The sequence below is a fragment of the Rhizobium sp. BT-226 genome, assembly GCF_025847085.2.
Lineage (GTDB): Bacteria > Pseudomonadota > Alphaproteobacteria > Rhizobiales > Rhizobiaceae > Rhizobium > Rhizobium sophorae.
Map to the genome: position 1 here is coordinate 1,985,472 of NZ_JAOYTI010000001.1, position 22,730 is coordinate 2,008,201.

The 22,730-nt window shown below is 59.2% G+C and carries 23 protein-coding genes, 1 tRNA gene and 3 pseudogenes; 12 read left to right on the forward strand and 15 right to left on the reverse strand.

Annotation, left to right across the window (positions count from 1 at the left end):
* Positions 1–34 precede the first annotated feature (34 nt).
* Positions 35–1,033 carry an ABC transporter permease gene (locus OIU37_RS09955; RefSeq protein ID WP_171605310.1) on the forward strand — a complete coding sequence of 333 codons (999 nt, stop codon included), beginning with the start codon at positions 35–37 and terminating at the stop codon, positions 1,031–1,033.
* Positions 1,034–1,809: 776 nt separating this feature from the next.
* Here the strand turns inward: OIU37_RS09955 and OIU37_RS09960 are convergent.
* Complete coding sequence (locus OIU37_RS09960) at positions 1,810–2,733, reverse strand: AraC family transcriptional regulator (protein WP_264257394.1); 924 nt, start codon at positions 2,731–2,733, stop codon at positions 1,810–1,812.
* A 162-nt stretch (positions 2,734–2,895) separates the two neighbouring features.
* On the opposite strand from OIU37_RS09960, the gene OIU37_RS09965 reads away from it, so the two are divergent.
* From OIU37_RS09965 to OIU37_RS09990, 6 genes are all read left to right on the forward strand, one after another.
* Entirely contained in the window at positions 2,896–4,209 is a 1,314-nt protein-coding gene (locus OIU37_RS09965) for an MFS transporter (protein ID WP_264257395.1), read from the forward strand.
* 54 nt (positions 4,210–4,263) lie between these two features.
* Positions 4,264–5,115, forward strand: a complete 852-nt coding sequence (locus OIU37_RS09970) for an SDR family oxidoreductase (RefSeq protein WP_171605308.1) — start codon at positions 4,264–4,266, stop codon at positions 5,113–5,115.
* 71 nt (positions 5,116–5,186) lie between these two features.
* On the forward strand, positions 5,187–6,236 hold the full coding sequence (locus OIU37_RS09975) for an aldo/keto reductase (protein ID WP_264257469.1): 1,050 nt from the start codon (positions 5,187–5,189) through the stop codon (positions 6,234–6,236).
* Between the two features lie 141 nt (positions 6,237–6,377).
* Entirely contained in the window at positions 6,378–7,361 is a 984-nt protein-coding gene (locus tag OIU37_RS09980; protein WP_264257397.1) for an oxidoreductase, read from the forward strand.
* Between the two features lie 3 nt (positions 7,362–7,364).
* Complete coding sequence (locus OIU37_RS09985) at positions 7,365–8,003, forward strand: DedA family protein (protein WP_264257399.1); 639 nt, start codon at positions 7,365–7,367, stop codon at positions 8,001–8,003.
* Positions 8,000–8,638 (forward strand): class I SAM-dependent methyltransferase, encoded by a 639-nt coding sequence (locus OIU37_RS09990; RefSeq protein ID WP_264257402.1) that lies wholly within the window; start codon positions 8,000–8,002, stop codon positions 8,636–8,638. The genes OIU37_RS09985 and OIU37_RS09990 overlap by 4 nt, the downstream gene beginning before the upstream one ends.
* Before the next feature lie 107 nt (positions 8,639–8,745).
* On the opposite strand, the gene OIU37_RS09995 is transcribed toward OIU37_RS09990, so the two are convergent.
* A complete protein-coding gene (locus OIU37_RS09995) occupies positions 8,746–9,426 on the reverse strand; it encodes a TetR/AcrR family transcriptional regulator (protein ID WP_233426749.1) in 681 nt (226 codons plus the stop codon).
* Positions 9,427–9,505: 79 nt separating this feature from the next.
* Here OIU37_RS09995 and OIU37_RS10000 point away from each other — a divergent pair, with 79 nt between their 5' ends.
* Entirely contained in the window at positions 9,506–10,246 is a 741-nt protein-coding gene (locus OIU37_RS10000; protein WP_264257406.1) for an SDR family NAD(P)-dependent oxidoreductase, read from the forward strand.
* Positions 10,247–10,433: 187 nt separating this feature from the next.
* On the opposite strand, the gene OIU37_RS10005 is transcribed toward OIU37_RS10000, so the two are convergent.
* From OIU37_RS10005 to OIU37_RS10015, 3 genes and pseudogenes are all read right to left on the reverse strand, one after another.
* A complete protein-coding gene (locus OIU37_RS10005; RefSeq protein ID WP_264257408.1) occupies positions 10,434–11,018 on the reverse strand; it encodes an intradiol ring-cleavage dioxygenase in 585 nt (194 codons plus the stop codon).
* A gap of 48 nt (positions 11,019–11,066) precedes the next feature.
* Positions 11,067–12,148 (reverse strand): annotated as a pseudogene (locus tag OIU37_RS10010) (aldo/keto reductase).
* Positions 12,149–12,172: 24 nt separating this feature from the next.
* On the reverse strand, positions 12,173–13,165 hold the full coding sequence (locus tag OIU37_RS10015) for an MBL fold metallo-hydrolase (RefSeq protein ID WP_264257409.1): 993 nt from the start codon (positions 13,163–13,165) through the stop codon (positions 12,173–12,175).
* A 173-nt stretch (positions 13,166–13,338) separates the two neighbouring features.
* On the opposite strand from OIU37_RS10015, the gene OIU37_RS10020 reads away from it, so the two are divergent.
* Positions 13,339–14,280: a LysR family transcriptional regulator gene (locus OIU37_RS10020; RefSeq protein ID WP_264257412.1), complete on the forward strand. Its 942-nt coding sequence runs from the start codon at positions 13,339–13,341 to the stop codon at positions 14,278–14,280.
* Between the two features lie 19 nt (positions 14,281–14,299).
* Here the strand turns inward: OIU37_RS10020 and OIU37_RS10025 are convergent, their stop codons facing one another.
* Positions 14,300–14,713: a helix-turn-helix domain-containing protein gene (locus tag OIU37_RS10025; RefSeq protein WP_264257470.1), complete on the reverse strand. Its 414-nt coding sequence runs from the start codon at positions 14,711–14,713 to the stop codon at positions 14,300–14,302.
* Between the two features lie 124 nt (positions 14,714–14,837).
* Here OIU37_RS10025 and OIU37_RS10030 point away from each other — a divergent pair, with 124 nt between their 5' ends.
* On the forward strand, positions 14,838–15,749 hold the full coding sequence (locus tag OIU37_RS10030) for an NmrA/HSCARG family protein (protein ID WP_264257414.1): 912 nt from the start codon (positions 14,838–14,840) through the stop codon (positions 15,747–15,749).
* Between the two features lie 200 nt (positions 15,750–15,949).
* Here the strand turns inward: OIU37_RS10030 and OIU37_RS10035 are convergent.
* The 3 genes and pseudogenes from OIU37_RS10035 to OIU37_RS10045 form a co-directional block, all read right to left on the reverse strand.
* A pseudogene (locus OIU37_RS10035) lies at positions 15,950–16,366 on the reverse strand (MBL fold metallo-hydrolase); the annotation flags it as partial.
* A 100-nt stretch (positions 16,367–16,466) separates the two neighbouring features.
* The gene (locus OIU37_RS10040; protein ID WP_264257417.1) at positions 16,467–16,961 is read right to left on the reverse strand and encodes a lipocalin-like domain-containing protein; all 495 of its coding nucleotides are present in this window, start codon (positions 16,959–16,961) and stop codon (positions 16,467–16,469) included.
* Positions 16,962–17,010: 49 nt separating this feature from the next.
* Positions 17,011–17,844, reverse strand: coding sequence for an SDR family oxidoreductase (locus OIU37_RS10045; protein ID WP_264257419.1), 834 nt, complete (start codon positions 17,842–17,844; stop codon positions 17,011–17,013).
* A gap of 93 nt (positions 17,845–17,937) precedes the next feature.
* Here OIU37_RS10045 and OIU37_RS10050 point away from each other — a divergent pair, with 93 nt between their 5' ends.
* Positions 17,938–18,837: a LysR family transcriptional regulator gene (locus OIU37_RS10050; RefSeq protein WP_264257420.1), complete on the forward strand. Its 900-nt coding sequence runs from the start codon at positions 17,938–17,940 to the stop codon at positions 18,835–18,837.
* A 103-nt stretch (positions 18,838–18,940) separates the two neighbouring features.
* Here the strand turns inward: OIU37_RS10050 and OIU37_RS10055 are convergent, their stop codons facing one another.
* The 3 genes from OIU37_RS10055 to OIU37_RS10065 form a co-directional block, all read right to left on the reverse strand.
* Complete coding sequence (locus OIU37_RS10055) at positions 18,941–19,270, reverse strand: Atu4866 domain-containing protein (RefSeq protein WP_092586163.1); 330 nt, start codon at positions 19,268–19,270, stop codon at positions 18,941–18,943.
* 84 nt (positions 19,271–19,354) lie between these two features.
* Positions 19,355–19,912, reverse strand: a complete 558-nt coding sequence (locus OIU37_RS10060) for a nuclear transport factor 2 family protein (protein WP_264257423.1) — start codon at positions 19,910–19,912, stop codon at positions 19,355–19,357.
* Positions 19,913–20,010: 98 nt separating this feature from the next.
* Positions 20,011–20,349 carry an aldo/keto reductase gene (locus OIU37_RS10065; RefSeq protein ID WP_264257425.1) on the reverse strand — a complete coding sequence of 113 codons (339 nt, stop codon included), beginning with the start codon at positions 20,347–20,349 and terminating at the stop codon, positions 20,011–20,013.
* 102 nt (positions 20,350–20,451) lie between these two features.
* Between OIU37_RS10065 and OIU37_RS10070 the strand changes: the two genes are divergently transcribed.
* On the forward strand, positions 20,452–21,342 hold the full coding sequence (locus tag OIU37_RS10070) for a LysR family transcriptional regulator (RefSeq protein WP_180694268.1): 891 nt from the start codon (positions 20,452–20,454) through the stop codon (positions 21,340–21,342).
* 66 nt (positions 21,343–21,408) lie between these two features.
* Here the strand turns inward: OIU37_RS10070 and OIU37_RS10075 are convergent, their stop codons facing one another.
* The 3 genes and pseudogenes from OIU37_RS10075 to OIU37_RS10085 all read right to left on the reverse strand — a co-directional run bounded on the left by OIU37_RS10075 (position 21,409) and on the right by OIU37_RS10085 (position 22,675).
* Positions 21,409–21,540: a hypothetical protein gene (locus OIU37_RS10075; RefSeq protein ID WP_264257427.1), complete on the reverse strand. Its 132-nt coding sequence runs from the start codon at positions 21,538–21,540 to the stop codon at positions 21,409–21,411.
* 98 nt (positions 21,541–21,638) lie between these two features.
* Positions 21,639–22,337, reverse strand: a pseudogene (locus OIU37_RS10080) (IS6 family transposase).
* A 261-nt stretch (positions 22,338–22,598) separates the two neighbouring features.
* Positions 22,599–22,675: transfer RNA gene (locus OIU37_RS10085), tRNA-Met, on the reverse strand.
* Positions 22,676–22,730: the final 55 nt, after the last annotated feature.

The following is a 22,730-nucleotide window of genomic DNA, read 5'->3' on the forward strand; positions in this document are numbered from 1 at the left end:
CTGTCCATTGCAACAGGAAAGAAGAAGGTCGACGATGGCGATCACACTTGACCAGACGATCGGACAGAAGCAACGGAGCTGGCTTGCGACGATCATGGGCGGCCAGACATTCTGGGTTCTGATTGCGGTCATTCTCGCCTGCATTTTTCTGTCGACGGCGACAGACTCTTTTGCGACCGCGAAGAACATCTACAACATCACCCGCAACGTCACCTTCGTCGCCATTATCGCGCTCGGCATGACGCTGGTCATCATCACCGGCGGCATCGATTTGTCCGTCGGCTCCGTGCTTTGCCTCTGCAGCATGGTGCTGGCGGTGGTCATGCACGCAGGATACAGCATTGAAGTCGGCATCGCCGCTTCAATCGGTACTGCTCTTTTGGTCGGCGCTTTTAACGGCGTATTGATTGCCTATCTCGGCTTCCCGCCTTTCGTCGTCACGCTCGGCATGTTGTCGATTGCGCGCAGCCTTGCGATGGTTGCGTCCAACAACACTGTCGTTTTCCAGTTCGGACCCGATCACGACAAACTACTGGCGCTGGGTGGCGGCGCCTGGGTTTTCGGCATCGCCAATCCAGTGCTTTACATGGTCATACTGGCACTCATTACCGGTTTCGTGCTGCGCTGGACCAAGTTCGGCCGCTATGTCTTTGCCATTGGCGGCAATGAACACGCCGCGACACTGACGGGCGTTCCCGTGCCGAGGATCAAGGTCATCGTCTATATGATTTCTGCCCTGTCGGCGGGGGTTGCCGGCATCATTCAAACCGGCTGGCTCGGCGCTGTCACCACAAACATCGGTGCCGGGATGGAACTTCAGGTTATTGCCGCCGCAGTTATCGGCGGCGCCAATCTGGCCGGCGGCGTCGGCACCGCCTTTGGAGCCTTGGTCGGCGCTGCACTTATCGAAATCATCCGCAACAGTCTTGGCCTGCTCGGCATCAACGCATTCTGGCAAGGATGCTTTATCGGCGGGGCAATCGTGCTAGCCGTCCTATTCGACCGCCTTCGCAACTTGCGACAGGGCGAGTAGGCGAATCCGGTTCTTCAGAGCACGCTGGTCGAGTGAGCGACCGGATTTGTTAGATTGTCCCGAAGCGTGTCCTACTAAACGCTCTGCGGTTTGCGCCCGGCCAAGAGCGGCCGCGTTCAATCAATCCAGCCGCACTCGATTATGCCGCCAAGGTGGGTGTTGCGCTCGATAGCCAAGCCAGCCCCCCGAAAGACGGACGCCGTGCCGGAGACCATCGCCCGCTGGAACCGGGGACGGCAGCTCAGCGAGCGACGTCGGCGTTGACCAGAACGTCGAGAGGCGAGACTGTCGCATCTCTAACTGGCCCAACTGTCGCATTACTAAATAGCCCTTACACACAGCTGCGGCGTAAGCATATTTATGGAACGGGTCCGTGTGTGCGAGAGGAAAATCTCCGGGGCGAAAGCCAAATCAACGGTGCAGGCCCATCATTTTGGGCGGCTAAGGCATGACCGAGATCGCTTTCCACATGCCACTTGTCATCCCTGCATCGGATCACAGAGGCCTCTCGAACGCCGCGTTATAAAGTCGATCGACGCGTTTTGACCGATGCGCAAGAACCAAGCTTCGGAAGTGTCCGACGCAGCTTCGGGCAACAACGCTTTTATCAGAACGTCCTGAATGTCTTCGCCAGATACATCGACCTACGATCTCGTTTTCATCCTGCGCCAGTTAGATATGGCTCTTGCCTGTCTGGGCAGATTGGGCCTAGGAACCAGAGGTGTCGGCTCAGCTCGACCCGTTTGCACCTTAGCCGCAACCGCTTCCTGTTGAGATCACGCGGATCGAATGGTGCGGCTCGCATATTCACTGTGGAGGCGCTGTTGGTTTAGAGCATCCTGTTTAGGCGCGATTCCAAAAGTTCTTGAATACTCTCGGCTGAATTGCGACGCGCTCTCATACCCGACCTTGTACGCAGCTTCGGCAACATTGGCGGCTTTCGTGACCATGAGGCGGCGCGCCTCCAACAGCCGTAGTTGCTTCTGGAATTGGAGCGGCGTCATCGAGGTCAGTGCCTTGAAGTGCTGGTGAAACGAAGACGGGCTCATCCGCGCAACATCGGCCAACTGATCGACGCGCAAAGTTTCCGCGAAGTTGGTGTGCAACAGGGATACGGCCCTTACCACACGTTCGATGTTTGACTCCGGACAGGCAAGTTTGCAGATCTCGCCGCCATGCGGGCCGCTCAACAGCCAATAGCAAATCTCGCGCACGATCGAAGGCGCCAGGATCGGAATCGCCTTCGGAGTTGCCAGAAGTCGAACCAGGCGGAGAATGCAATCGGCTAGTGGTTGATCCACTTCGGCGATAAAAGCGCAAGGACCGGTCGTGTCCGACTGCGCTGGCGGTATATCCAATTGTTCGAGGACCTCCCGCACGGTTGCCACGTCGAAATCGACCATGACGCCGACATAAGGCGTTGCAGCACTGGCCTCCACGATCCTTCCGGTCGCCGGGACGCCGACACTGACGACCAAGCACTCCATGCTGCGGTAGTTGAGATGTTCATCGCCAAACTGCAACTCTTTCGCCCCTTCCAGCACGACGCATAGCGATGGCCGATAGATGTTTCGCATGGGCATCATCGATTGAAACGAGCGGACGATATTGAAGCCTTCTATGGCCGTCGGGAACAGGCCTTGCCCGCCACCTTGGTCTTCGATGTAGGCGGTGACGGCAGAGAGCAATGGCGTATTCAAGCGGGGCTCCGGTTGCTTCAGGGGCCACGGCAAGACGTGGCTCCTCGCCGGCATCATCGCCTCTCCTGCAGGAATAGGCAAGTTTCTTGAAGGTTCGGGCATTCTGGTCATTGGACACTCCATCTAGCTTAAGGGTGCAACCAAGCGAGGAGTGACCCCAAGATGACAGAAATTGTCGCCCGGTCAATAGACCCTTCAGAGACACGAGCGCCGCCCGCTGCCTCCAGCCGGGAATACGCAAAGGGCCTGCGAATGGCCGCCATATGCATCGTGCTTCTCCTGATTAACGCGTTCTCGCAGATCGATCGGATACTTCCCTTCATCCTCGCGGAAAAAATCAAAGCAGACCTGTCGCTGACCGACACCCAGATGGGCCTACTCACGGGCCTCGCTTTTGCGGTCTGTTACGCCCTTCTCTCATTACCGCTTGCCCGTGCAGCAGATCGGGGATCACCCCGGTTCGTACTGGTGTCCTGCGTCCTGGTCTGGAGTGTCATGACCACACTCGGTGGTTTTGCAGCCAGTTTCATGTTCCTGGCCTTCACACGCTTCGGTGTCGCATTCGGAGAGGCTGGCGCCGTCCCGGCTGGCCATGCTCTCATCGTCCGCAAAATTGGCCTCGAGCGGCGCGGTCTTGCAATCGGTCTGTTCGCAATGGGCATCCCATTAGGCACGATGGTAGGATTTGCGGCAGGCGGCGCGATTGCGGATGTCTTCGGCTGGCGCGTCGTTTTGATCGGTGCTGGAGCCATCGGCATCTTGATCGGGTTGTTGACCATCCTTGTTTCCGGCGCCACTCCTCCTCTTCCAACAACAGCCTCTCGCGGCGAACCCTTTCTGCGAACCAGCCTTGACCTGTTATCGTCTCCGGCGTTCCGCTGGTTGTTCACGGGTACCATTTTCCTGGGCTTCGCAGGGGCGCCTTTCTATGCCTTCTCCATACCGTTTCTGATCCGCAGCTACGGGTTTACCGCGACAGAGGTCGGCGTTTCCTTCGGCATGTTGCAAGGGTTGATGGGGATCATCGGTACATTGGGCGGTGGACGCTGGTTTGATTTTGCTGTTCGCTCAGGCTCCGGCAAGGTGCTCGGCCCGCCGGCAATTCTGTTCCTGATCGCCAGTGTAACGACAACTGCGGCGCTGTTTGCACCGACCGGCTGGATGTCCATTGCGCTCTTCGTGCCCGGAATGCTGTCATTTTCATTCATGTTGCCCTGGGGCTTCGGAGCCGCGCATCTGATCGCCGGTCCTGGACGTCAGGCACAGGCGACCAGCCTCGTCATGATCGGAAGCGGCCTCCTCGGCCCCGCACTTGGCCCTCTGATCGTTGGCGTTGTCAGCGATGCTGCCAGCGCAGCCGATATTTCAAACGGCCTCGGCCTCGGCTTGTTGATCGTGCCTTTCTCGACCGTCCTGGCAGGCATCACTCTCCTCATTGCAAACCAAAGAGTTGGCGCCTTGCTTCGCCAACCCTGACCGCAAACCGCCGTTGCAGGCTGAACCATTCGAAACTTCTTAGGAGATGTTCCAATGTCCAACACAGACAATTCCCGGCGCACATTCCTCGCCCTCGCGGCAGCCGTGCCATCCGCTATCGCCATGAGCGGCATCGCATCGGCCCAATCGTCCGATACTGGCGCTATCGCCCAACCAAGTGACAAGCGTGGCGCGATCGTTACCGGCTCTTCCCGCGGCATTGGTGCAGCCACCGCCCGGCGTCTGGCGCGGGACGGTTTCGCCGTGACTGTGAACTACCTTACCAATCGCGAGTTGGCCGAGCAGGTCGTTCGCGATATCGAGACCGCTGGCGGCCGTGCCATCGTTCGCCAGGCAGATGTGGCGGATCCGGCTGCGGTCAAAGCTCTTTTCGACGCCAATGACGAAGCCTTCGGTGGCGTCGATATCGTCGTCAATAATGCCGGCATCATGAACGTCGGTGCTTTCAGTCAGATGACCGACGAGGCCTTTGACCGGATGATGGCCACCAATATCAAAGGGAGCTTTAACGTGCTGCGCGAGGCGTCACGACGCGTCCGCGATGGTGGCCGGATCATCAGCCTGAGCTCAAGTATCATCAAAATGAGTCCTCCCGGCACGGCAGCCTACGCCGCAACCAAGGCGGCGCAGGAGATCTACTCCAGCGTTCTTGCCAAGGAGTTGGGCGGTCGCAACATTTCGGTCAATGCGATATCGCCAGGCGCCGTCGATACCCAACTCTTGCGTCAGCACGGGGAAGAGGCGCTTCGCGGCATACCGGAAGCAACCCCGCTTCGTCGGCTGGGCCAGCCAGAGGATATCGCAAATGTCATAGGCCTTCTCTGCTCGCAGGACGGGGCGTGGATCGATGGTCAAAACGTCTTCGCGAATGGCGGAATCGCCTGATGGATGCCCGCTGCGGCGTACATGCGCCGCAGCGGGTTCGCAACCGGACCCTCTCTCAGGACACGCTCGTCATGAAATACATCACATTAGGAAACACGGGCCTTTTTGTCTCGGAGCTGTGCCTGGGCACTATGACGTTCGGCGGCAAGGGGACCTGGGCTAATATGGGTAACGTCCAGCAAGACGACGCTCAGGCTCTGATCGCCCGCGCACTTGAGCACGGGATCAACTTTATCGATACCGCCGACATCTATTCAAATGGCGTATCGGAAGAGATGATCGGTAGATCACTCAAAAACCTGGGTGTCCGACGAGAGGACGTGGTTATCGCAACCAAGGTCTGCGGGCCCATGGGCCAAGGGCCAAACGACGCCGGCAATTCCCGGGGCCACATCTTGGATAGCGTCAAGGCCAGTCTAAGGCGACTACAGGTCGATCACATCGATCTCTACCAGCTTCATAACGTCGATAACATAACTCCGATCGAGGAAAGCCTTGCTGCGTTGGATGCGCTGGTCCAGCAGGGTCTGGTTCGTTATATCGGCGTGTCGAACTGGTCGGCCTGGCAGATGGCGCGGGCGCTGGGCCACAGCGAGCGCCTTCAGATCGCGAAGATCGCCACCTCGCAAAACTACTACACGCTCGCAGGTCGCGATATCGAGCGGGAAATCGTTCCGCTCATCAGGGCCGAAAGACTCGGTCTTCTGGTTTGGAGCCCGCTTGCAGGCGGGCTGCTTAGCGGCAAGTTCGGCCGCGACAAGCAGGGTGAGGAAGGTAGCCGGCGGACAACTTTCGATTTTCCGCCGGTCGCCATGGATCGAGCTTATGACGTGATCGATGTGATGGAACGCATCGGCGCCGACAAGGGTGTCAGCGTTGCAAGGATTGCGCTGGCGTGGCTGCTGCACCAGCCGCACGTCACAAGCGTCATCGTCGGTGCGAAGACGATCGCTCAGCTCGATGACAGTGTCGGAGCTTCGGAAGTCACGCTCAGTGCGGATGAGGTCGCTGAATTGGAAGCTGTCAGTAAGATCGCTCCCGAATACCCTGCCTGGATGCAGCGAACGCGCGAGGTCGCGGCAAGGCCACCCCTGAGCAAACCGATCGACGCCATCGAATAGGCTCGGACCCGGAACCGCCCCGCTCCGGATCCGTGAAGGGTCGCCTCACCCCACGGCGACCATCTGTCCGCCGAAGACGTGCCTCGAACAATGCGTCTTCGGCGGACGACTCTTGCACCAGCAGAACAGAAGGATTTGACGATGTCACAACCGTGGACACTTGACGACATGCCCTCTCAGAAGAGCCGGACGATCCTGATCACCGGAACCGGCGGCTTGGGCTTCGAAGACGCGCTGGCGCTGGCCCGAGCAGGAGGCGACGTGATTATCGCAGGGCGCAATCCGACAAAAGGTGCCGACGCTATTCGGCGCATCAAGGAGAAGGTACCCCAAGCATCGGTCGCACTGGAGATTGTCGACCTCGGTGACCTCGCGTCGATCGAAGCTCTGGCCATAAGACTGAAAGAAACGCGCGATCATATCGACATTCTCATCAACAACGCCGGCGTGATGACGCCACCAACGCGCCAGACGACCAAAGACGGTTTCGAACTGCAGTTCGGCACCAATTACCTCGGCCATTTTGCTCTGACGGGCTACCTCCTGCCGTTGCTCATGGGGGCACAAGACCCGCGCGTCGTGACGCTTTCCAGCATTGCTGTGCGAGGCGCAAACGTCGCGATCAACTTCGACGATCTGCAAGCGGAGCGGGGCTATCAGCCCATGCCTGTCTACGGTCAGTCGAAGCTGGCATGTCTGATGTTTGCTTTCGAACTGCAACGACGGAGCGAAGAAGCGGGCTGGGGTATTACCAGTATCGCAGCACACCCGGGAATATCGCGCACAGATCTGCTTCACAACGGCCCCGGTCGCCGCAGCGCTCAAGGCCTCCTCAGGTCGTTCATGTGGTTTCTGTTCCAGCCGGTTTCGCAAGGCGCGCTGCCGACCTTGTTCGCGGCTACATCTCCAAAAGCTCGTGGCGGCAGCTATTACGGCCCCGATAAACTGGGCGAAACCCGTGGACACCCGACAGAAGCGCAGATCCCGCGACAGGCGCTAGAGAAGCATGTGGCGCATAAGCTGTGGGAGATTTCGGAAAGGCTGACAGGGATATCGTTCGATGCACAAGTTCCTCCTCCCGAGCTCTCCGGTCTGGACGCGACAACGATCAGACGGGAGGGGTGAGATATGGACCCCTTTGGAAACCTTGTCGACTGGATTGCGGTCTACGGCATATTCGGTCTGTTTGCGATCGGGCTGGCGGAACGTTTCTTGCCTGCCCTGCCCTCTTATGGGGTTCTCGTTGCCATAGGTATCGCGGCCGATGGCGCCGTCTGGTCCCCCCACACCGCTGTCATCGCGACGACGGTCGGGAGTTTTATGGGGGCCTTCGGTCTCTATCTTCTTGTACGCGCCGTCGGAAGAAAAGGGTCCGTAACGCTTCTCTACTCGGTCGGCAGATGGGTGGGTCTATCGCAGTCACGCATCGACTGGATATTGTCCTCCCTGCGTGCCCGGGAAGGAGCGCTTACGATCCTGTCGCAACTCATTCCCACCGTGCGGTTGATCTCGCCTATAGCGGCCGGGCTTTTAGGCACGAATACGCTGCGGTTTGTATCCGGCATGGCAGTCGGCATCGTTCTCTGGAACGGCTTGTTCATCTCCGCCGGCTACCTGGCTGTGCTGGTCATTCCTGGCATCAATTCGTCCGCGCTCGCCCTGAAAATACTGGTCCTGCTTGTTGTCACGGAAGTACCCACAGCCATGGTGTGGCGGCTTCAGCGACGACATTCGATGCGCCTGAACCCGGGAGCCAGCAAGCGATGACGAATAGGACTGCTGATGCGTTTTTGTTTTTTCGGGCGTGGCTTTCCGCTCCCCTTCGTGTCGCGTCCGTTATACCGTCGGGGCGTGCGCTGTCTTCTCTCATGACAGCCGAGATCTCCGCCAAGACGGGCACCGTCATTGAATTAGGTCCGGGGACAGGCGTTTTCACAAAGGCCTTGCTGCATCGAGGTGTAGCTGAAGAAAACCTCGTGCTGATCGAATATGGCGCGGACTTCGCGACGCAGCTTAGTCTTCGTTTTCCAACTGCAAGAATCATCGAGATGGATGCTGCCAAATTGAGAAAGTTGCCGCTTCAAGGATCGGCGCCTGTAGGCGCTGTCGTGAGTGGCCTTCCTCTTTTGTCAATGCCGATGCGGAAAGTGCATGCCATCCTGGAGGGCGCATTTTCGCACCTTCGCCATGATGGAGTATTCTATCAATTCACTTACGGTCCACGATGCCCGATCGCCAGACCTTTGCTCGACCGACTGGGCCTGAAGGCAAGGTATATCGGCTGCACCCTCGCCAATATTCCACCTGCAGCCGTCTATCGCATCAGTCGACGAAGACCGCGCAGGGCATTGGAACCGGCGCATCAGGATCTGTTGTTCGATGGTCAGAAAAATCCATCCTAGCCAGCAGCAGCTCGACCTGCATGGCTATTCTTGTTCCGGCTGAATCCGGCAGGCACCGGACATTCCATCACAGCCCGACGCGTTCCTTCAGCACTCGGCCAAAGAGTTCAAGCCTTGCCCTGCATCCTGTGATCGATGTTGCCGGTGATATTGTCCCAGCCGGAAAGCGCAATTTCCGCCACAGCGTGCAGTTCGGCGCGGTCCGCTCCATCGCGGGCGCGGATTGCCATGCCGCTTTGGACTGTCTGCACGAACCTAGCCAGTTTGGTCGTATCTGCCGTGGCCTTTAGATCACCGTCGTTCTTCGCTCGGTCGAAGCGCGCTTTGAGGAGATCGAAACCGCCTGCACGAGTCACTCGCATGAGTTCGCCCAGTTCGGAGTGTCCTTCGCTGCCTACAGCGGCGAGCGTTGCCATGCACCCGTGGGGCAGATCGCAATCTCCACCGGTCATGGCGATGGCGGAATCCTGAAGAAATACCAGCGCTGCGTCTCTCGCGGTCGAAGCAGCCCTGAAGCGCGTCCAGACCAACCCCTCGTAGGTCGTGTAGTAGTATCGTAGGGCCTCCGCATAGAGTGCGTCCTTTGAGCCGAAGGCTGCATAGAGGCTCTTCGTGCCGATCCCCATCGCTTCCGTTAGATCTGCGATGGAGGCAGCCTCATAACCCTTGATCCAGAACAGTCTTGTCGCGGCGGCAAGCGCAGCCTGGCGGTCGAATTCCCGCGGTCGGCCGCGTGAGCGGTGGGTCGGCTCTGAATGCTCTGGAGAGGTCAAAACGTAATTTTGCATCGAGCACTGCATAAATCAGTTGACGGCAATTTGCAATGACTCTACCTATTTATGCATCGATCACTGCATATAGGTAACAATGATGGAATTGCTGGGAAAACGTGCCTTGGTGAATGGCGGCTCGAGGGGAATAGGCGCCGCGATCGCAATTGCGCTGGCTGAGAATGGCGCGGATGTCGCGTTCACCTATCAGCGCTCCGCAGACAGGGCTGCAGCGGTCGTTCACACTATCGAGGAAAACGGCCGGCGTGGGCTTGCCATTCAGGCCGACAGCGCCGACCCGGATGCCATCCGTCGCGCCGTCAGCCAGACGGTCGACACACTTGGAGGGCTTGATATTCTAATCAACAGCGCAGGCATCGGAACCGCCGGCATGACCGCGGATCTGGCACTCGCCGACCTGCAGGCCATGCTTGATGTGAACGTTCGTGCGCCCGTCCTGTTCTCACAGGCCGCGATCCCGCATCTCTCATCGGGGAGCCGGATCATCTCTATCGGCTCCTCCCTGGCGGAGCGTGTGCCTTTCCCGGGTGTGACGGCTTATGCCATGTCGAAGTCGGCGCTTCTGTCGTTCACGCGGGGCCTTTCGCGCGAACTCGGGCCTCAGGGCATCACCGTCAATCTTGTTCTTCCCGGTTCAACGGACACGGACATGAACCCGGCCAATGGCGAGAATGCTGATTATCAGCGCAGCCTCACATCGCTCGGCCGATTTGGCGAGCCCCGTGAAGTCGCCAGCGCGGTGGCGTTTCTGGCGGGTCCGGCTGCAAGTCTGATTACCGGTGCGGTTCTCAGTGTGGACGCCGGCTTCAACGCCTGATTTGCCCTTCGCGTTGTCCGGACGTCGTGCTTTACGGCGTCCCGCAGCCGATTTTCAATAGCGGCCGTAAGATGCGTTGAGAGCGATTTGTATCTGTCAACTGCGCAAATGGGCGGAATGCACGTCAACGCAAGTTGAGAAAGTCGTAGGGCGATTAAACCCTCCCCTCTCCCGCGGCCTTCCTTGGTCAGATCACAAAATCAAACCGTCCGAACTTTCCGTCACCGGTTTGCTTCATGTCGAGGAGTAGCGCCTCGTGAAACAGCCCGTCTCCGGCGTTTCTGGGCTCTCCGGGAAAATAGAGTTGGGTGGTGAGGACCCTCCCACCTGGGTCCTGGACGTTGAAATGGAAATGGCGCGTGCGGCCGGGATAAAGCGCGGGCACGATGGTATTGAACCACCAGCGTCCGTGGGTGTCGGTGAACTGGTGTCCGCGCAGGCGGAAACCCACGCTGTCGTAGTCACCGTTCGCATCGGCGTGCCAGATTTCAACGAGGCTGCCGCCAAGCGGTCGGCAGCGATTGTCGAGCACGAAACCGGCGACGGTAATTCGCTCGCCTCCGGGCGCATCCGGATAGAGATCCCGATTGAGCGGCGAGTGTGGCCTGAAGAATGGACCGGCTTCCCGTTCAAGGGTCGGTTCGTCTCCATCGTCACATGCAAGAGTAAGCGGGAGTTCGGGAGCGGCCTGCGCAAACGCCTTCATTCTCGCCACGTCGATGAGAGGCAGCGTCAGAAAGGCCGCCAGAAGCGAGCGTCTGGTGGAAAGCAAAGTCGGTCTCCCGGTTTTTAAGTGGTGTCGAATTAGAGCAAGGCGACCTTACCGCAGGCGCTGCGCGGCGTTTGCCTGTGCCTCCCGGATCAGGCCGGAATACATATTCTCTTTGCCGGGATACCACGGCATCGTGCCGATGGAGCCGAAGCCGGGAATCGTTTCCATATGTGCGACCATGCGGGCACGCATGCGCTCGTCCGGAAGCGGGCCTGTCATCGCCTGGACATTATCATTCATGTGGTCGGGGTTGGACGTGCCGCAGAGCACGCTTGTGACGGCCGGATGCGCCATGACCCATTTCAGGAAGAACTGCGCCCAGCTCGTCGCGCCGAACTCCTCGGCGAAACCGGGAAGCGGCTGTCCTTCGACGATTTTCATCAGGCGCGCCTTTTCGAGCGGCAGGTTGATGAGCACGCCGACGCCTTTGTCGGCAGCCGCCGGAAGCAGGCGGCGCTCGGCATCCCGGTTGAAGATCGAGTAGTTCGTCTGGATAAAATCGACGTCGTCGCGTTGGACGATCGCCAGTAGCTGGTCCTGCGCTGACGACTCGTGGTGGGTCACGCCGACATGGCGTATGAGGCCTTCTTTCTTCCATGCCTTCATTAGCGGAATGACGACCGGCGCATTGGTGATGCTGTGGCATTGCATGAGATTGATCGTTTCACGCCATGTTCGCATGCGCGATTGCCGGAAGCTTTCAACGGCGTGGCTTTCGTCTCCGAGATACTCTCCTGTCGACCAGATCTTGTTGGCGAGGAACATCTCGTCGGATCGTTCAAATTCGCCCATGAACTGGCCGACACTGACTTCTGCCGAGCCGTAGAGTGGCGACGTGTCGACGACGCGACCGCCTGCGGCGACGTAACGTTCGAAGACCTGGCGCAGAGCATCGCGGCGATCCCGGGCTTCAGGTCGAAGGTTAGGAAAGTGCCGAGACCCAGAGCTGTGACCCTTTCGCCGGTACGCGGCAAGGTGCGGGTCAGCACGTCCGGGCTTGATCCAGTGGCTGGCGACGCCACATTCGTTTTCTGGGCCTGCGCCGCAGCGTTGGTGGCAAGTGCCAGCCCTGTCGCCGCCGCACTTATCGTGCCGAGGAAGCCGCGTCTGTTGATCATTGACTGGTCCATGAGATCGCTCCTGTTTCGTTGCCGTCAGAACTGCCAATTGGCTGGTACCCAGGCGTAGCCACCATCGGTCTTGAGCATCCGACCAAGACCGGGGAATGGATAGTGGAAGCCAAGCACGGGCATGCGCTCGGCGGCGGCCCTGTCGAAAATGCGCCGGCGGGAGGATAGGGCCGTCTCCTTGTCGCGGTCTGGGCCTGGAAGCCAGGGCCTATCGACGTTGACAATGGGGTGATAGGCAAGATCTGCCGTCAGCAGCAACTGGTCGTTCCCGGAATGGACGAGGAAGGTCGCCATGCCCGGCGTGTGACCGGATGCGACGATCGTCGTCAGACCCGGCACGATCTGGGCGCCGGCTTCATAAAGTTCGACATCGTTCACGAACGGCTCGAGGCTGTTCTTGATGTTTGCGGCGAAGCGCAGACGGAATTCCTCCGGCACCGGCATGTAGGAGAGATCCGGATCGGTGCGGACGAAAAAGTCCCAGTCGGCCTTCGGAACGAAGACCGTGGCGCGGGGAAAGGCCTTGCCACCGTCTGCGGTTCTCAGATTGCCGACATGGTCGGGATGGGTGTGGGAGATGACGATCGCATCGATGTCCGCGGGATCGAGACCGATCGCCGCGAGGTTATCGAAGATGCGCCCGCCATTCGGGCCCATGGTCTTGCCGGCTCCGGCTTCGATCAGAATCCGCCGGCCACCGGTTTCGATTAGCAGCGTGTTGAGGTTGAGCGTCATATGGTCGGTCGGAAGAAATGCTTGTCGCAGGACCTCCTGAAGCTCGGCTTCCGGCGCGTTGCTTGCATAGACGCGGGGCGGGCCACCAATCACACCATCGCTCAAGACAGTCGCACTTATTTCGCCGACGCGGAAGCGGTAGTGACCGGCATTGCCGGCCACCGGGGACGCGGCCTGGGCGTTGGCTCTGCCGGAGCCACCCAGGCTCGGAATGAGCATGCTTGATGCGCCCGCGACAGCGGACAGCATGACAGCGCGTCTGTTGAGGGTGAAAGCATTCATCGGTCTTCCCTTTTGCGTTTGGTACGTTTTCGCTTCGCTTGATCGCACGGGTCGACGTGACCGGAAAAGGAAGCGGATCAAGCACAGCGTCAAACTCTGCCCTCACCATGACATGGGTCGATTGATCTGATAACCTGCGTTAAGTTTATCACCTTGGTTAGAAATACTTCTCAATGAACCCTATTCGCCTGGACAGTTTCGATGTCTTCGTAGCCATCGTGCGCTGTGGCGGTTTCCGCGCAGCAGCACTCGAGCGAGGGGTCTCTTCATCGGCCTTGAGCCAGACGATGAACGCCCTGGAAGAGACTTTGGGTATCCGGCTCCTCAATCGAACGACGAGGAGCGTGTTTCCGACGGAGGCAGGCCAGCGCCTCCTCGAACGTTTGGCACCTGCGTTGAGCGACATCAGGCTCGCCATCGCAGAGGTCGACGAGTTGCGGGATAGCCCGTCTGGAACGCTCAGGATCAACGCGCCGGCACCGGCCGTCGATCATTTTCTCTGCCCGCTGGTGTTCGACTTCATGGATACCTATCCCGAGGTGAAGATCGAGATCATCAGCGATGCGGCCGTCATCGATATCGTGGAGCAGGGTTTCGATGCCGGCGTCAGGTTCGGCAAGCAGCTGGCCCAGGACATGATTGCGCTGCCGCTTGGACCCGCGCTCCGTTATGCAATCGTAGCTTCGCCTGATTATATCAAGAGGTGCGGGCAGCCGCAGACACCGCACGAACTTGTTGGTCACGACTGTATAAGACGCCGTTTCCCTGGTGGCACGCTCGTCACCTGGCGCTTTGATGAGGGAGCCGAAGAGATCGAAGTCACTCCAACTGGGCGCTTGACGGTGAGTTCCGCACACAACGAACTGCAAGCTGCACTGGCGGGCAGAGGAATCGCCCATGTCTTCGATGACTACGCCAAGCCGTATATCCAAACCGGCCGGCTGGTGGAGCTTCTCTGCGACTGGAGCCCCACCTTGCCGCACTGGTTTCTATACTACCCCAGCCGCCGCCTCCCGAGCGCAGCCATGCGTGCGTTTCTCGATTACATGAGGAGCTACCACTGGAAGGCGACGGATGCCCTCGACCTAAAGCGATTTGACCAGCAGCTTGCGTAGAAGCAGATCGGAGCTTCTTCTAAATCCGGCGTTGTTCGGCCGCATCGAACTCGCTACGCGACGCTTCGATGTCTTGCCATGTGTCGCGGATCCAGTCCGTGAATCCCGCAAGCGGCTTCAGCATCGATTTTCCGCGATCGGTCAGCTCATATTCAACGCGTGGTGGCAGTTCGGTGTAATAGTGCCGTGCGACGAGCCCATCTCTCTCAAGATTGCGAAGAGTAAGCGTCAGCATACGCTGCGAGATATCGGGAATGCCGCGTCGAAGGGCGCCGAACCGCATGGGTACATCGGGGGAAAGTGAAAGCATCGAGATGACAAGGATCGTCCATTTGTCGCCAAGGCGAGCCAGCACGCTGCCCGGGGCGCAAGGTGTCAAAACCGGTCCCCGCGGAGTTTCAACCACAGGTCGTCCATTTATCTCGCGTGGCATTACATCTCCTGCATTCACTTCCATTGGTTATCTTCGTGTGCCCGAGGACCAAAATTGTGCCGTCTTGCGCGCTTTTTCCAATTGTTCCACATGGTAACTGCGTAAGTTACCAAGGAGAACCAACATGTCAAATACGCCGGAATTTCTCGTGTTCGGAGCGACAGGCCAGCAAGGGGGAGCGGTGACACGGGCACTGCGCGAAGCTGGCCGGGAGGTTCGCGCCTTCGTTCGTGACCCCTATAGCGAAAAGGCCAAGTCACTCGCGGCGGACGGCGTCAGTCTGGTGGCGGGTGACTTGTTCGATCGCGTATCGATCGACCGCGCGATGACCGGAATACGTGGCGTTTTCAGCGTGCAGACCAGCTCCCCATCCGGATTAGTGACAGATGAACAGGAAGTGGATCAGGGCAAGTCCATCGCAGATAGCGCACTGTCCAACGGAGTTGCTCATCTTGTCTATTCCTCAACCGGAGCGGCGGGGAAGGGCCATACTGGGATGGGTCATTTCGACACCAAGTCTCGCATCGAGGACTACGTTCGCAGCTTGCCAATCGCCACGACAATCACCCGCCCCGCTAGCTTCATGGAGATGATGATGCTCCCCGGAATGGGTTTGAACACCGGAGTCTTCACATATTTCATGCAGCCGGACCAGTCGATGCAGATGATAGCGCTCCATGACCTCGGGCGCATCAACGCGCAGATCCTTTGCCAGCCAGACCTCCATGCCGGCCGGGTGATAGAACTGTCGGGACAGGACATCACAGGCAAGGATCTGCAAGAGGCCTTCTCACGTGCGGCAGGCCGCCCTATTCACTACCAGCGGTTTTCCGAGGAACTGCTGAGCGAGAACAACTTTCTGAAACGGCTGACTGCTCTCGTCGATAACGGCGTGGTTGCAGGGATCGCAGACATTGCTGCCCTCGAACGTGAGTTCGGACCCATGTTGAGGGTGGAACAGTGGCTTTCCGGTCCAGGAAAAACGTTGTTCGAAAACGCACTCAGCGCCGAACCGTCAGGTATCGGATTACGATGACGCGTGAAACGGCAGGAGGGATCTTTCCCTCCTGCTGCGGCGAGTAGGCCCAGCTGCCCTCTGTCAGTTGAAGTCCAGAAGTCCCATTCAGCTTGGCCGACGACATATCGTACCTGGCTGAACGCCGGATGATCACCGTCCATGAGCCCGTTAGTATGATCGGCATGAAGATGGGAAATCGCAACGATTGTCACATCGGACGACGCATAACCCGATGCCGCGATGCGGCTCGCCAGTTGCCCGGTTCCAAATTCCCTGCCCTCCGGCCCATTGCCGGTGTCGAACAGGATGAGGTCGGTGCCCGTGTTCACAAGCACCGGGTTGAATTGGCCGATCATCCGATCCGACGGCAAAAAGTTGGCTTTCAACACAGACACGACTTCGTCGGCATCCTGATCGGCGCCGAAGGTCGGATGTGGTCCATTAAATGTCCGCATGCCATCGAGAATGACGGTGATCTCGAACTCACCGAGCATGAAGCGGTAAAAGCCGGTGTTGGTGATTTCCGATTTCGGTGGAGCGGCCGCAAAGGTAGCGCGTGTCATGATCTGAGGTGTTGAAAGGGCCAGCGCAGTTGCGGCTCCTGCCCTGAACATGGAACGACGATTGAAGAGCATGGCTCTTTCCTCCGGATAGCTCAACTTCGTTTTTGGTCATGCTCGAAGGGCGGACGCTCGCAAGGTCGAGACCTTATGCTGAGGACCGCCGTCCGGTGCCTCATTTGACGCGCTGCCATTCGATCCTGATTTCAGTGCCTTCCGGCCTACGGAACTGTTCAGTCATGCGGTCGCCGTCAACGACCAGCCTCAGATCATCACGTGTGCGCACGCTGCCAACCCAGTTCGGAAATGTCGCCCCTTCGACACGGTTTCCGCTGAATTCTCCCTTATCATCCACGGTGTAGGTTCCAAAAAACCCGATACTGCGTGACATGGCCATGCGATTTTCATCATCCGTTCCCTCACCGCGAGCGTTAGAAGCAAACCGCGGGATGTCGGCGTCGGTGAGAACTTCCACGAAGTGCATGTCGGGAGTGAAGACGAGAAGACCATTGGGTTTCTCTCCATAGGCGGCGATATTTTGTCCACCGGGATCGATCGTCGCCGACATCATCCGCCAAGTGCCTACGACTTGGTTTTCTGCGGCAGTCTGCGCGAAGGCAGACGACGAAATGCTGAGGGCAAGGGCCAATATAACCGGTCGAATGGACATGTTTTTTCCTTCCTGTTCATGAGGTCTGTGTTTCCGCCGCTGCTGCGGTTCACGGATCCTGCCGGTCGGCGGAATTCGCCACCCCACGCTGCGCCTCAAGGGCAGCGACGCGTGCGGAAAGTGCCTGTGAGATAGAGGAATAGGCCGTGCTACCCAGCGCCAGCCGCAATGGCGGCGTCTCGCTCTCGGCGGCTGATATGATTGCGGCTACGGTGCGCGCTGCATCTCCCTTGATCTCGAAGCTGCCCTCGGTGATCGCCCGGCGAACGGCCCCGGCAGGGGTTTCATCGTAGGCATCCATCGGTGTCGCACGGACGAGATTGGCTCCGAAATTCGTGCCGGTCGGTCCCGGCTCGGCGATAATGAAGTCGATACCGAAAGGCGCCACTTCCTGTGCCACGGCTTCGACGAAGCCCTCGATGCCCCACTTGGTTGCGTGATAGAGGCTGAAGCCCGGATAGGCGATCTGCCCTCCTTCGGACGAGACCTGGACGATCCGTCCCCCGCCTTGCTTTCGAAGAAGGGGCAGTGCTGCACGGATCAGATGGATGGATCCGGTAAGGTTGGTGGCGATTTGCCGGTCGATCTCTCCATTCGTGAGCTCTTCCGTAGCACCGAACAGGCCGTAGCCGGCATTGCTGACGATCACGTCGATCCGGTCGTGCCGCTCGAATGCGCCTTCGACGGCCGAGCTTATACTCTTCGGCTTGACCAGATCGAGTTGAACGATATCGAGGCGATCGCCGTATTCCTGCGCAAGTTTCGCCAGCGCCCCAAGGCGGCGGATCGTTGCGACCACCTTGTGTCCCTGGGTGAGCAGCTGTTGCGTCATCTCGAGACCAAGCCCCGAGGAAGCGCCGGTGATGAACCAAGTCTTTGGCATGGGAACTCCTGTTTTGTTCATGCGAATGTAAAACATCAACATTGGTGATATAAGGTCTTCAATTTGAGATGAGATGGTGAGGACATTTCACGAATGGCACGCCCTAGTTTGAACGATCTCGCGGCCTTTGCGGCGGTGGCCAGTCACCAGAGCTTCCGCAGAGCGGCCGACATCATGGGCGTTTCGCGCTCGGCTCTCAGCCACGCAATCATCGGACTGGAGACAAAACTGGACGTGCGGCTCTTCAACCGGACGACACGCAGCGTATCGCTGACCCAGGCCGGCGCCCGCCTGCTCGCGCGCCTCGATCCGGTCCTCCAGGAACTCGATCAAGCGCTCGATACCTTGTCGGAGGAGCGCGGCACCCCGAGCGGCACACTGCGGATCAATGCAAACAAGAGCGGCGCGCGCATCCTCCTCGCAGAGGTCGTCCCGCGCTTTCTGGATCTCTATCCCGACGTCGAGCTTGATCTGGTTTCGGAAGGTCGGCTCGTCGATATCGTGGAACAGGGTTTCGATGCCGGAATACGCCTGCTGGAAACCGTCCCGAAAGACATGGTCGCGGTAAAATTCGGTGGCGACGTGCGTTTCATCGCCGTGGTGGCGCCTTCCTATCTGGTCGGGAAAGCAATACCGTACACGCCCGACGATCTTTATGCGCATTGCTGCGTCCGCCAACGTTTGCCGAGCGGAAAGCGCTATCGCTGGGAGTTTTCCAAACGCGGCGCCGAAGTCGCGATCGATGTGCCGGGCAACCTCACACTCGATGACAATGATCTTCTCGTGCAGGCGGCGGCGGACGGGCGCGGTATCGCCTATGTCCCGGAATACTTCGCCCAGCCGTTTCTGGGGTCCGGTCAGCTGGTGACCGTGCTTGATGACTGGTGCCCGCCGACACCTGGTCTGGCCCTCTATTACCCGCGCAGCCGGCACGTCCCATTCCCGCTTCGGGCCTTCATCGACCTCTTGCGAGAGGTGGACAGAACACGATGACGGGGCGATGGTGAATGGCATCCGACCCCGTCAGATGGATGAGGTAGACCTGCGGAACCCATCGCTTTTAGCCGTTTCGCATTGCGGATGCTCGCCTGGTATGTCAGGGCGTCGCTGGCTTGCGACGCAAGATCATGCCGCCATGGTGCAATGTGTTGGCATCGACGAAATCGCCGTCGGCAGTGAAGCCCGTGTCGTCCCAGTACTCGATATGCGTCCCATCGACTTCGTAGCGGCCCTCATAGGCTCGCTCACGCTGACCGCGGGCCTCGACATAACGACCGCTCGGCAGAAGTTCATGGCGAACACGGTTGTCGTCGGTGACCCACATGCCAACGTAGGGATGGTTCGGCTGCAAGTTGGTCTCCTGTGCTTCTGCGGGTTGGATCGAAAGGGTGGCCGCTGTGATGAGTGCTGCAAATGGCTGTCGCATGGTCGGGCTCCGTTAAGCGTTACTCTTCCTGCGCGCGGTCTCGGTTCGGCAGACATTCAGTTCTGCCGAAGCCGCAGGCGTCGGTCATTGGGAACGGGGGGCGTTGTTGTCGACGACCTGCTGATAGGCAATGAGGTCCAGGAAGGCTTCCGCATTAACGACGAGGCCATCCTTCATCTTGAATATCCAGACGAACTGGTTGCGATAGGGTGCGCCCGAGGTCGTGGTCGCCGTTCCGTCGAAGCGGATGATGATCGTGTCTCCGTCGGCAAAGATGCCGTGAACCTCCGGCACGATTGGCGTCGCGAGGCGGCTGGTCAGAGGACGTGATGCCTGTTCGATGAAATCCTTCTGGTTGCGATAGGTGCCGGCGACCGGCCCGGAGCCATGGATCGTCCACACGACATCGGGAGCGAGAAGTTCCGCGAAGACGTAGGTGCTGCCCCCACGCCATTTTTCGAAGGCGGCTTCAACGATCGCCCGGTTCTGCCGTTCGATCGCGGCATTGTCCGGAGCCTGTATCTGCTTTGCCACAGTGGTGGCAAAGGCTGCACCCGGCAGGGCGAGCGACAGCAATCCCAGTGTGACAAGAGCTGTTCGGCTTGCGCCGGCAACCCACCGGCGTGTCGGAAGAATGGTCATGGTATCGGTCCTTTCCTGTTGCTGAGAGCTTGTTGGGGGGCCACCGACCGGCAATGAAGCTGCGTGCTCCGTCGACAAGCGTCACCTCGTTTGAACGGTCAGTCGCGGCGTTCGGTCGCGGCGCCGCCGAAGATCAGTTGCTGGACGAGGGGACGTTGTGTGAAAAGAGCGGGAAAGACGGGGCTCGGTGCGCTGATCCGGTTCAGACGATCCAGTTGTTCCGGCGTAAGCACCAGATCCAGAGCTCCGAGATTGTCCTCGGCCTGGGCGAGCGTGCGGGCGCCGATGATGGGGGAGACGACGGTCGGATTGGTCAGCGTCCAGGCAAGCGCCACCCGCGATGGTGTGGAGTTGGTCTCCTCGGCGACTGCTCGAACCTCGTCCGCAATTTCGATCGCACGTTCGTTCAGATGCCCGGACGAAACTATGACACCCAAGCGTCATATCGCTGTCTCCTGGTTGTGAGATCCAAGATAGACGCGCCAAGGAGAGCGAACAACTTGCCCAATGATGACCACGATGGTAACTAATTCTAACCAATGGCGATCGATCTGAATGGCATCTCTGTTTTCCTGGCAGTCGCCGAAGCGCGGAGCTTTCGCGTGGCCGCGGAGAATTTGGGCGTCACAAGGCCAGCCGTCAGCCAGACCATCCGCCGTCTCGAGGATCGGCTGGGTGTAGCGCTCGTACAGCGCACCACGCGCAGTGTCAGTCTCACAGAGGCCGGTGAACGGCTGTATCAGCGGGTGGCGCCGGCTATTTCCGAAGTCGGACTGGCGCTCGACGCGACGGCGGACCGCGACAGCGCACCGAGCGGACTGTTGAGGCTGGCGGTGTCATCCATCGCCGAACAGTTCATCTCAGGGCCGCTTCTGGCGCGTTTCGCGGACGCCTTTCCCGCCATTCAGATCGATGTGACCGTCACGGACGAGGAATTCGACATTGTCGCGGAAGGCTATGACGCGGGGGTACGTTTGGGCGAAGTCATCGATCAGGATATGATTGCCGTTCCGGTGTCGGGCGACCAGCGTCAGGGCGCCTTCGCTGCGCCGTCCTACATTGAACGTTTCGGCAAGCCCGAGCATCCCTCGGAACTTTCTGCTCATCGGTGTATCGGCTGGCGTCCAGCGCCACACAGCGCGCCCTATCGCTGGGAATTCGGCCAGCATGGACGTGAGTTCGACGTGGCTGTCGACCCCCAGATCACCACCAATGACATGTGGCTTATGATCCGCACAGCCTGCGCCGGCGGCGGCATCACCTTCGGGATGGAGGACACCTTCAAGCCCTATCTCGAATCCGGTCAGTTGATCCCTCTCCTTCAGGAGTACTGCCCTCCCTTTGCCGGCTTTTTTCTCTATTACCCCAGCCGGCGCAACCTGGCGCCAAAACTTCGGGCGCTCGTCGACCATGTTAGGCGGCGGCGATAGCATCCGACCGTCAGATAGCCGTCCAGTGCCCGCCTGGCCGGGTCGACGCGGATCCGAGGGGAGAGGCTACCTTGAAGCTGTGGTCGCATCGCCGATGGTCGCCTGGATTGCCCGCTCCATCGCGTCGCTTTCGTCGAAGACGGCCGTCATTAAAGTCGCGCCCTCGATCCGCACCAGCGCGTCCGTCGCGAGTTGCACGGCTGTTTCGTTCTTTCGGCAACCCCTTGCGAGTATGGCTGTAAGGGGAGTTGTCACATTATCGAGCGGAGAACGAACGACCGCGCTGCTGCCTGAGATCAGGCAATGGCACCCGTCACTATTTTCCAACGCGCCATGGCGCGGAGACGATGAATGTGAGTGGCGAGAGCAGAGCGGCTGCGATGCATTGCGACGAAGAGATTTCGGATGGCGGAGAAGGTCGTTATGAAACGTTGCAGACCTCCGGCTGATCGGAATCCCTGCATCTGGTGCTCCCGTTTTCGCAGCGGCAGATGAGAATTCTCCGCTCGATTGTTGAGAGCCTTATGGGACCGGTGGTCAACCGTTGGCATGAGGTCACGTTTGGCCGCACTATAGGAGCGGAGTTTGCCGGTGATGATCCGCTTGGGTGGCATGCCCTGCTTCTTCAGCAGCCTGCGCAGCAATCGCCTTGCAGCCCTGGTGTCGCGCCGGCTTTGAACGATTTCATCGAGAACGAGCCGTCTTGATCGACGGCACGCCGCCAGTGCTTTCGGCCGGGATGGAAACCACAACCCCATCGAGGTGCCAGACGTCCTGGCGCGAAGGCTGCCGGCGACCGAGTTGCTTTGCGTAAGTCGGCCCGAATTTCCGGCCCCTTCGCCGGATCGTTTTATACAAGACGATGATCCCGCGCTCCAGCTGTAGCTCCTCCACCACCGCAGGCTCAAAGGAAATCTGAAATACAGCCAGACCGCATGGGCGATGATCTGTTGCGGGAAACGGTGACGCCTGTAACTGATGGACGAATTCTTCATCCCACCAGTTCTATGCCCTACCCACTGACATCTGGCTTATGTGACAACCCGCTTCGTAGTTCTGCGAATGATGGCGTGCAGAAACGCAAAAAGCCCCGCGGACGGGGCTTTTGTGGATCGCAGGGATCGTTGGTTGCGGGGGCAGGCTTTGTTGTTTTCTGTCCCGCTGCGTCGGCTTTGCCTCCTTGCGGGCCCCTGATTAGGCGTTAAATCCTCGACCCGTTACCAAACAAAAAGCCCGCGCGAGGCGGGCTGTTTGTTTGGTTGCGGGGGCAGGATTTGAACCTGCGGCCTTCAGGTTATGAGCCTGACGAGCTACCGGGCTGCTCCACCCCGCGCCAAGTGCAAATCGTTGGGGATTTGCTGCAGTATTATAACACGAAAGGCCGCTTT

What these genes read in the sequence shown, in the direction of transcription:
- OIU37_RS09955 (WP_171605310.1), top strand. Translation starts at nt 35, where the DNA reads ATGGCGATCACACTTGACCAGACGATCGGACAGAAGCAACGGAGCTGG.
- OIU37_RS09965 (WP_264257395.1), top strand. Translation starts at nt 2,896, where the DNA reads ATGACAGAAATTGTCGCCCGGTCAATAGACCCTTCAGAGACACGAGCG.
- OIU37_RS09970 (WP_171605308.1), top strand. Translation starts at nt 4,264, where the DNA reads ATGTCCAACACAGACAATTCCCGGCGCACATTCCTCGCCCTCGCGGCA.
- OIU37_RS09975 (WP_264257469.1), top strand. Translation starts at nt 5,187, where the DNA reads ATGAAATACATCACATTAGGAAACACGGGCCTTTTTGTCTCGGAGCTG.
- OIU37_RS09980 (WP_264257397.1), top strand. Translation starts at nt 6,378, where the DNA reads ATGTCACAACCGTGGACACTTGACGACATGCCCTCTCAGAAGAGCCGG.
- OIU37_RS09985 (WP_264257399.1), top strand. Translation starts at nt 7,365, where the DNA reads ATGGACCCCTTTGGAAACCTTGTCGACTGGATTGCGGTCTACGGCATA.
- OIU37_RS09990 (WP_264257402.1), top strand. Translation starts at nt 8,000, where the DNA reads ATGACGAATAGGACTGCTGATGCGTTTTTGTTTTTTCGGGCGTGGCTT.
- OIU37_RS09995 (WP_233426749.1), bottom strand. Translation starts at nt 9,426, where the DNA reads ATGCAAAATTACGTTTTGACCTCTCCAGAGCATTCAGAGCCGACCCAC.
- OIU37_RS10000 (WP_264257406.1), top strand. Translation starts at nt 9,506, where the DNA reads ATGATGGAATTGCTGGGAAAACGTGCCTTGGTGAATGGCGGCTCGAGG.
- OIU37_RS10015 (WP_264257409.1), bottom strand. Translation starts at nt 13,165, where the DNA reads ATGAATGCTTTCACCCTCAACAGACGCGCTGTCATGCTGTCCGCTGTC.
- OIU37_RS10020 (WP_264257412.1), top strand. Translation starts at nt 13,339, where the DNA reads ATGAACCCTATTCGCCTGGACAGTTTCGATGTCTTCGTAGCCATCGTG.
- OIU37_RS10025 (WP_264257470.1), bottom strand. Translation starts at nt 14,713, where the DNA reads ATGCCACGCGAGATAAATGGACGACCTGTGGTTGAAACTCCGCGGGGA.
- OIU37_RS10030 (WP_264257414.1), top strand. Translation starts at nt 14,838, where the DNA reads ATGTCAAATACGCCGGAATTTCTCGTGTTCGGAGCGACAGGCCAGCAA.
- OIU37_RS10040 (WP_264257417.1), bottom strand. Translation starts at nt 16,961, where the DNA reads ATGTCCATTCGACCGGTTATATTGGCCCTTGCCCTCAGCATTTCGTCG.
- OIU37_RS10045 (WP_264257419.1), bottom strand. Translation starts at nt 17,844, where the DNA reads ATGCCAAAGACTTGGTTCATCACCGGCGCTTCCTCGGGGCTTGGTCTC.
- OIU37_RS10050 (WP_264257420.1), top strand. Translation starts at nt 17,938, where the DNA reads ATGGCACGCCCTAGTTTGAACGATCTCGCGGCCTTTGCGGCGGTGGCC.
- OIU37_RS10055 (WP_092586163.1), bottom strand. Translation starts at nt 19,270, where the DNA reads ATGCGACAGCCATTTGCAGCACTCATCACAGCGGCCACCCTTTCGATC.
- OIU37_RS10060 (WP_264257423.1), bottom strand. Translation starts at nt 19,912, where the DNA reads ATGACCATTCTTCCGACACGCCGGTGGGTTGCCGGCGCAAGCCGAACA.
- OIU37_RS10070 (WP_180694268.1), top strand. Translation starts at nt 20,452, where the DNA reads ATGGCGATCGATCTGAATGGCATCTCTGTTTTCCTGGCAGTCGCCGAA.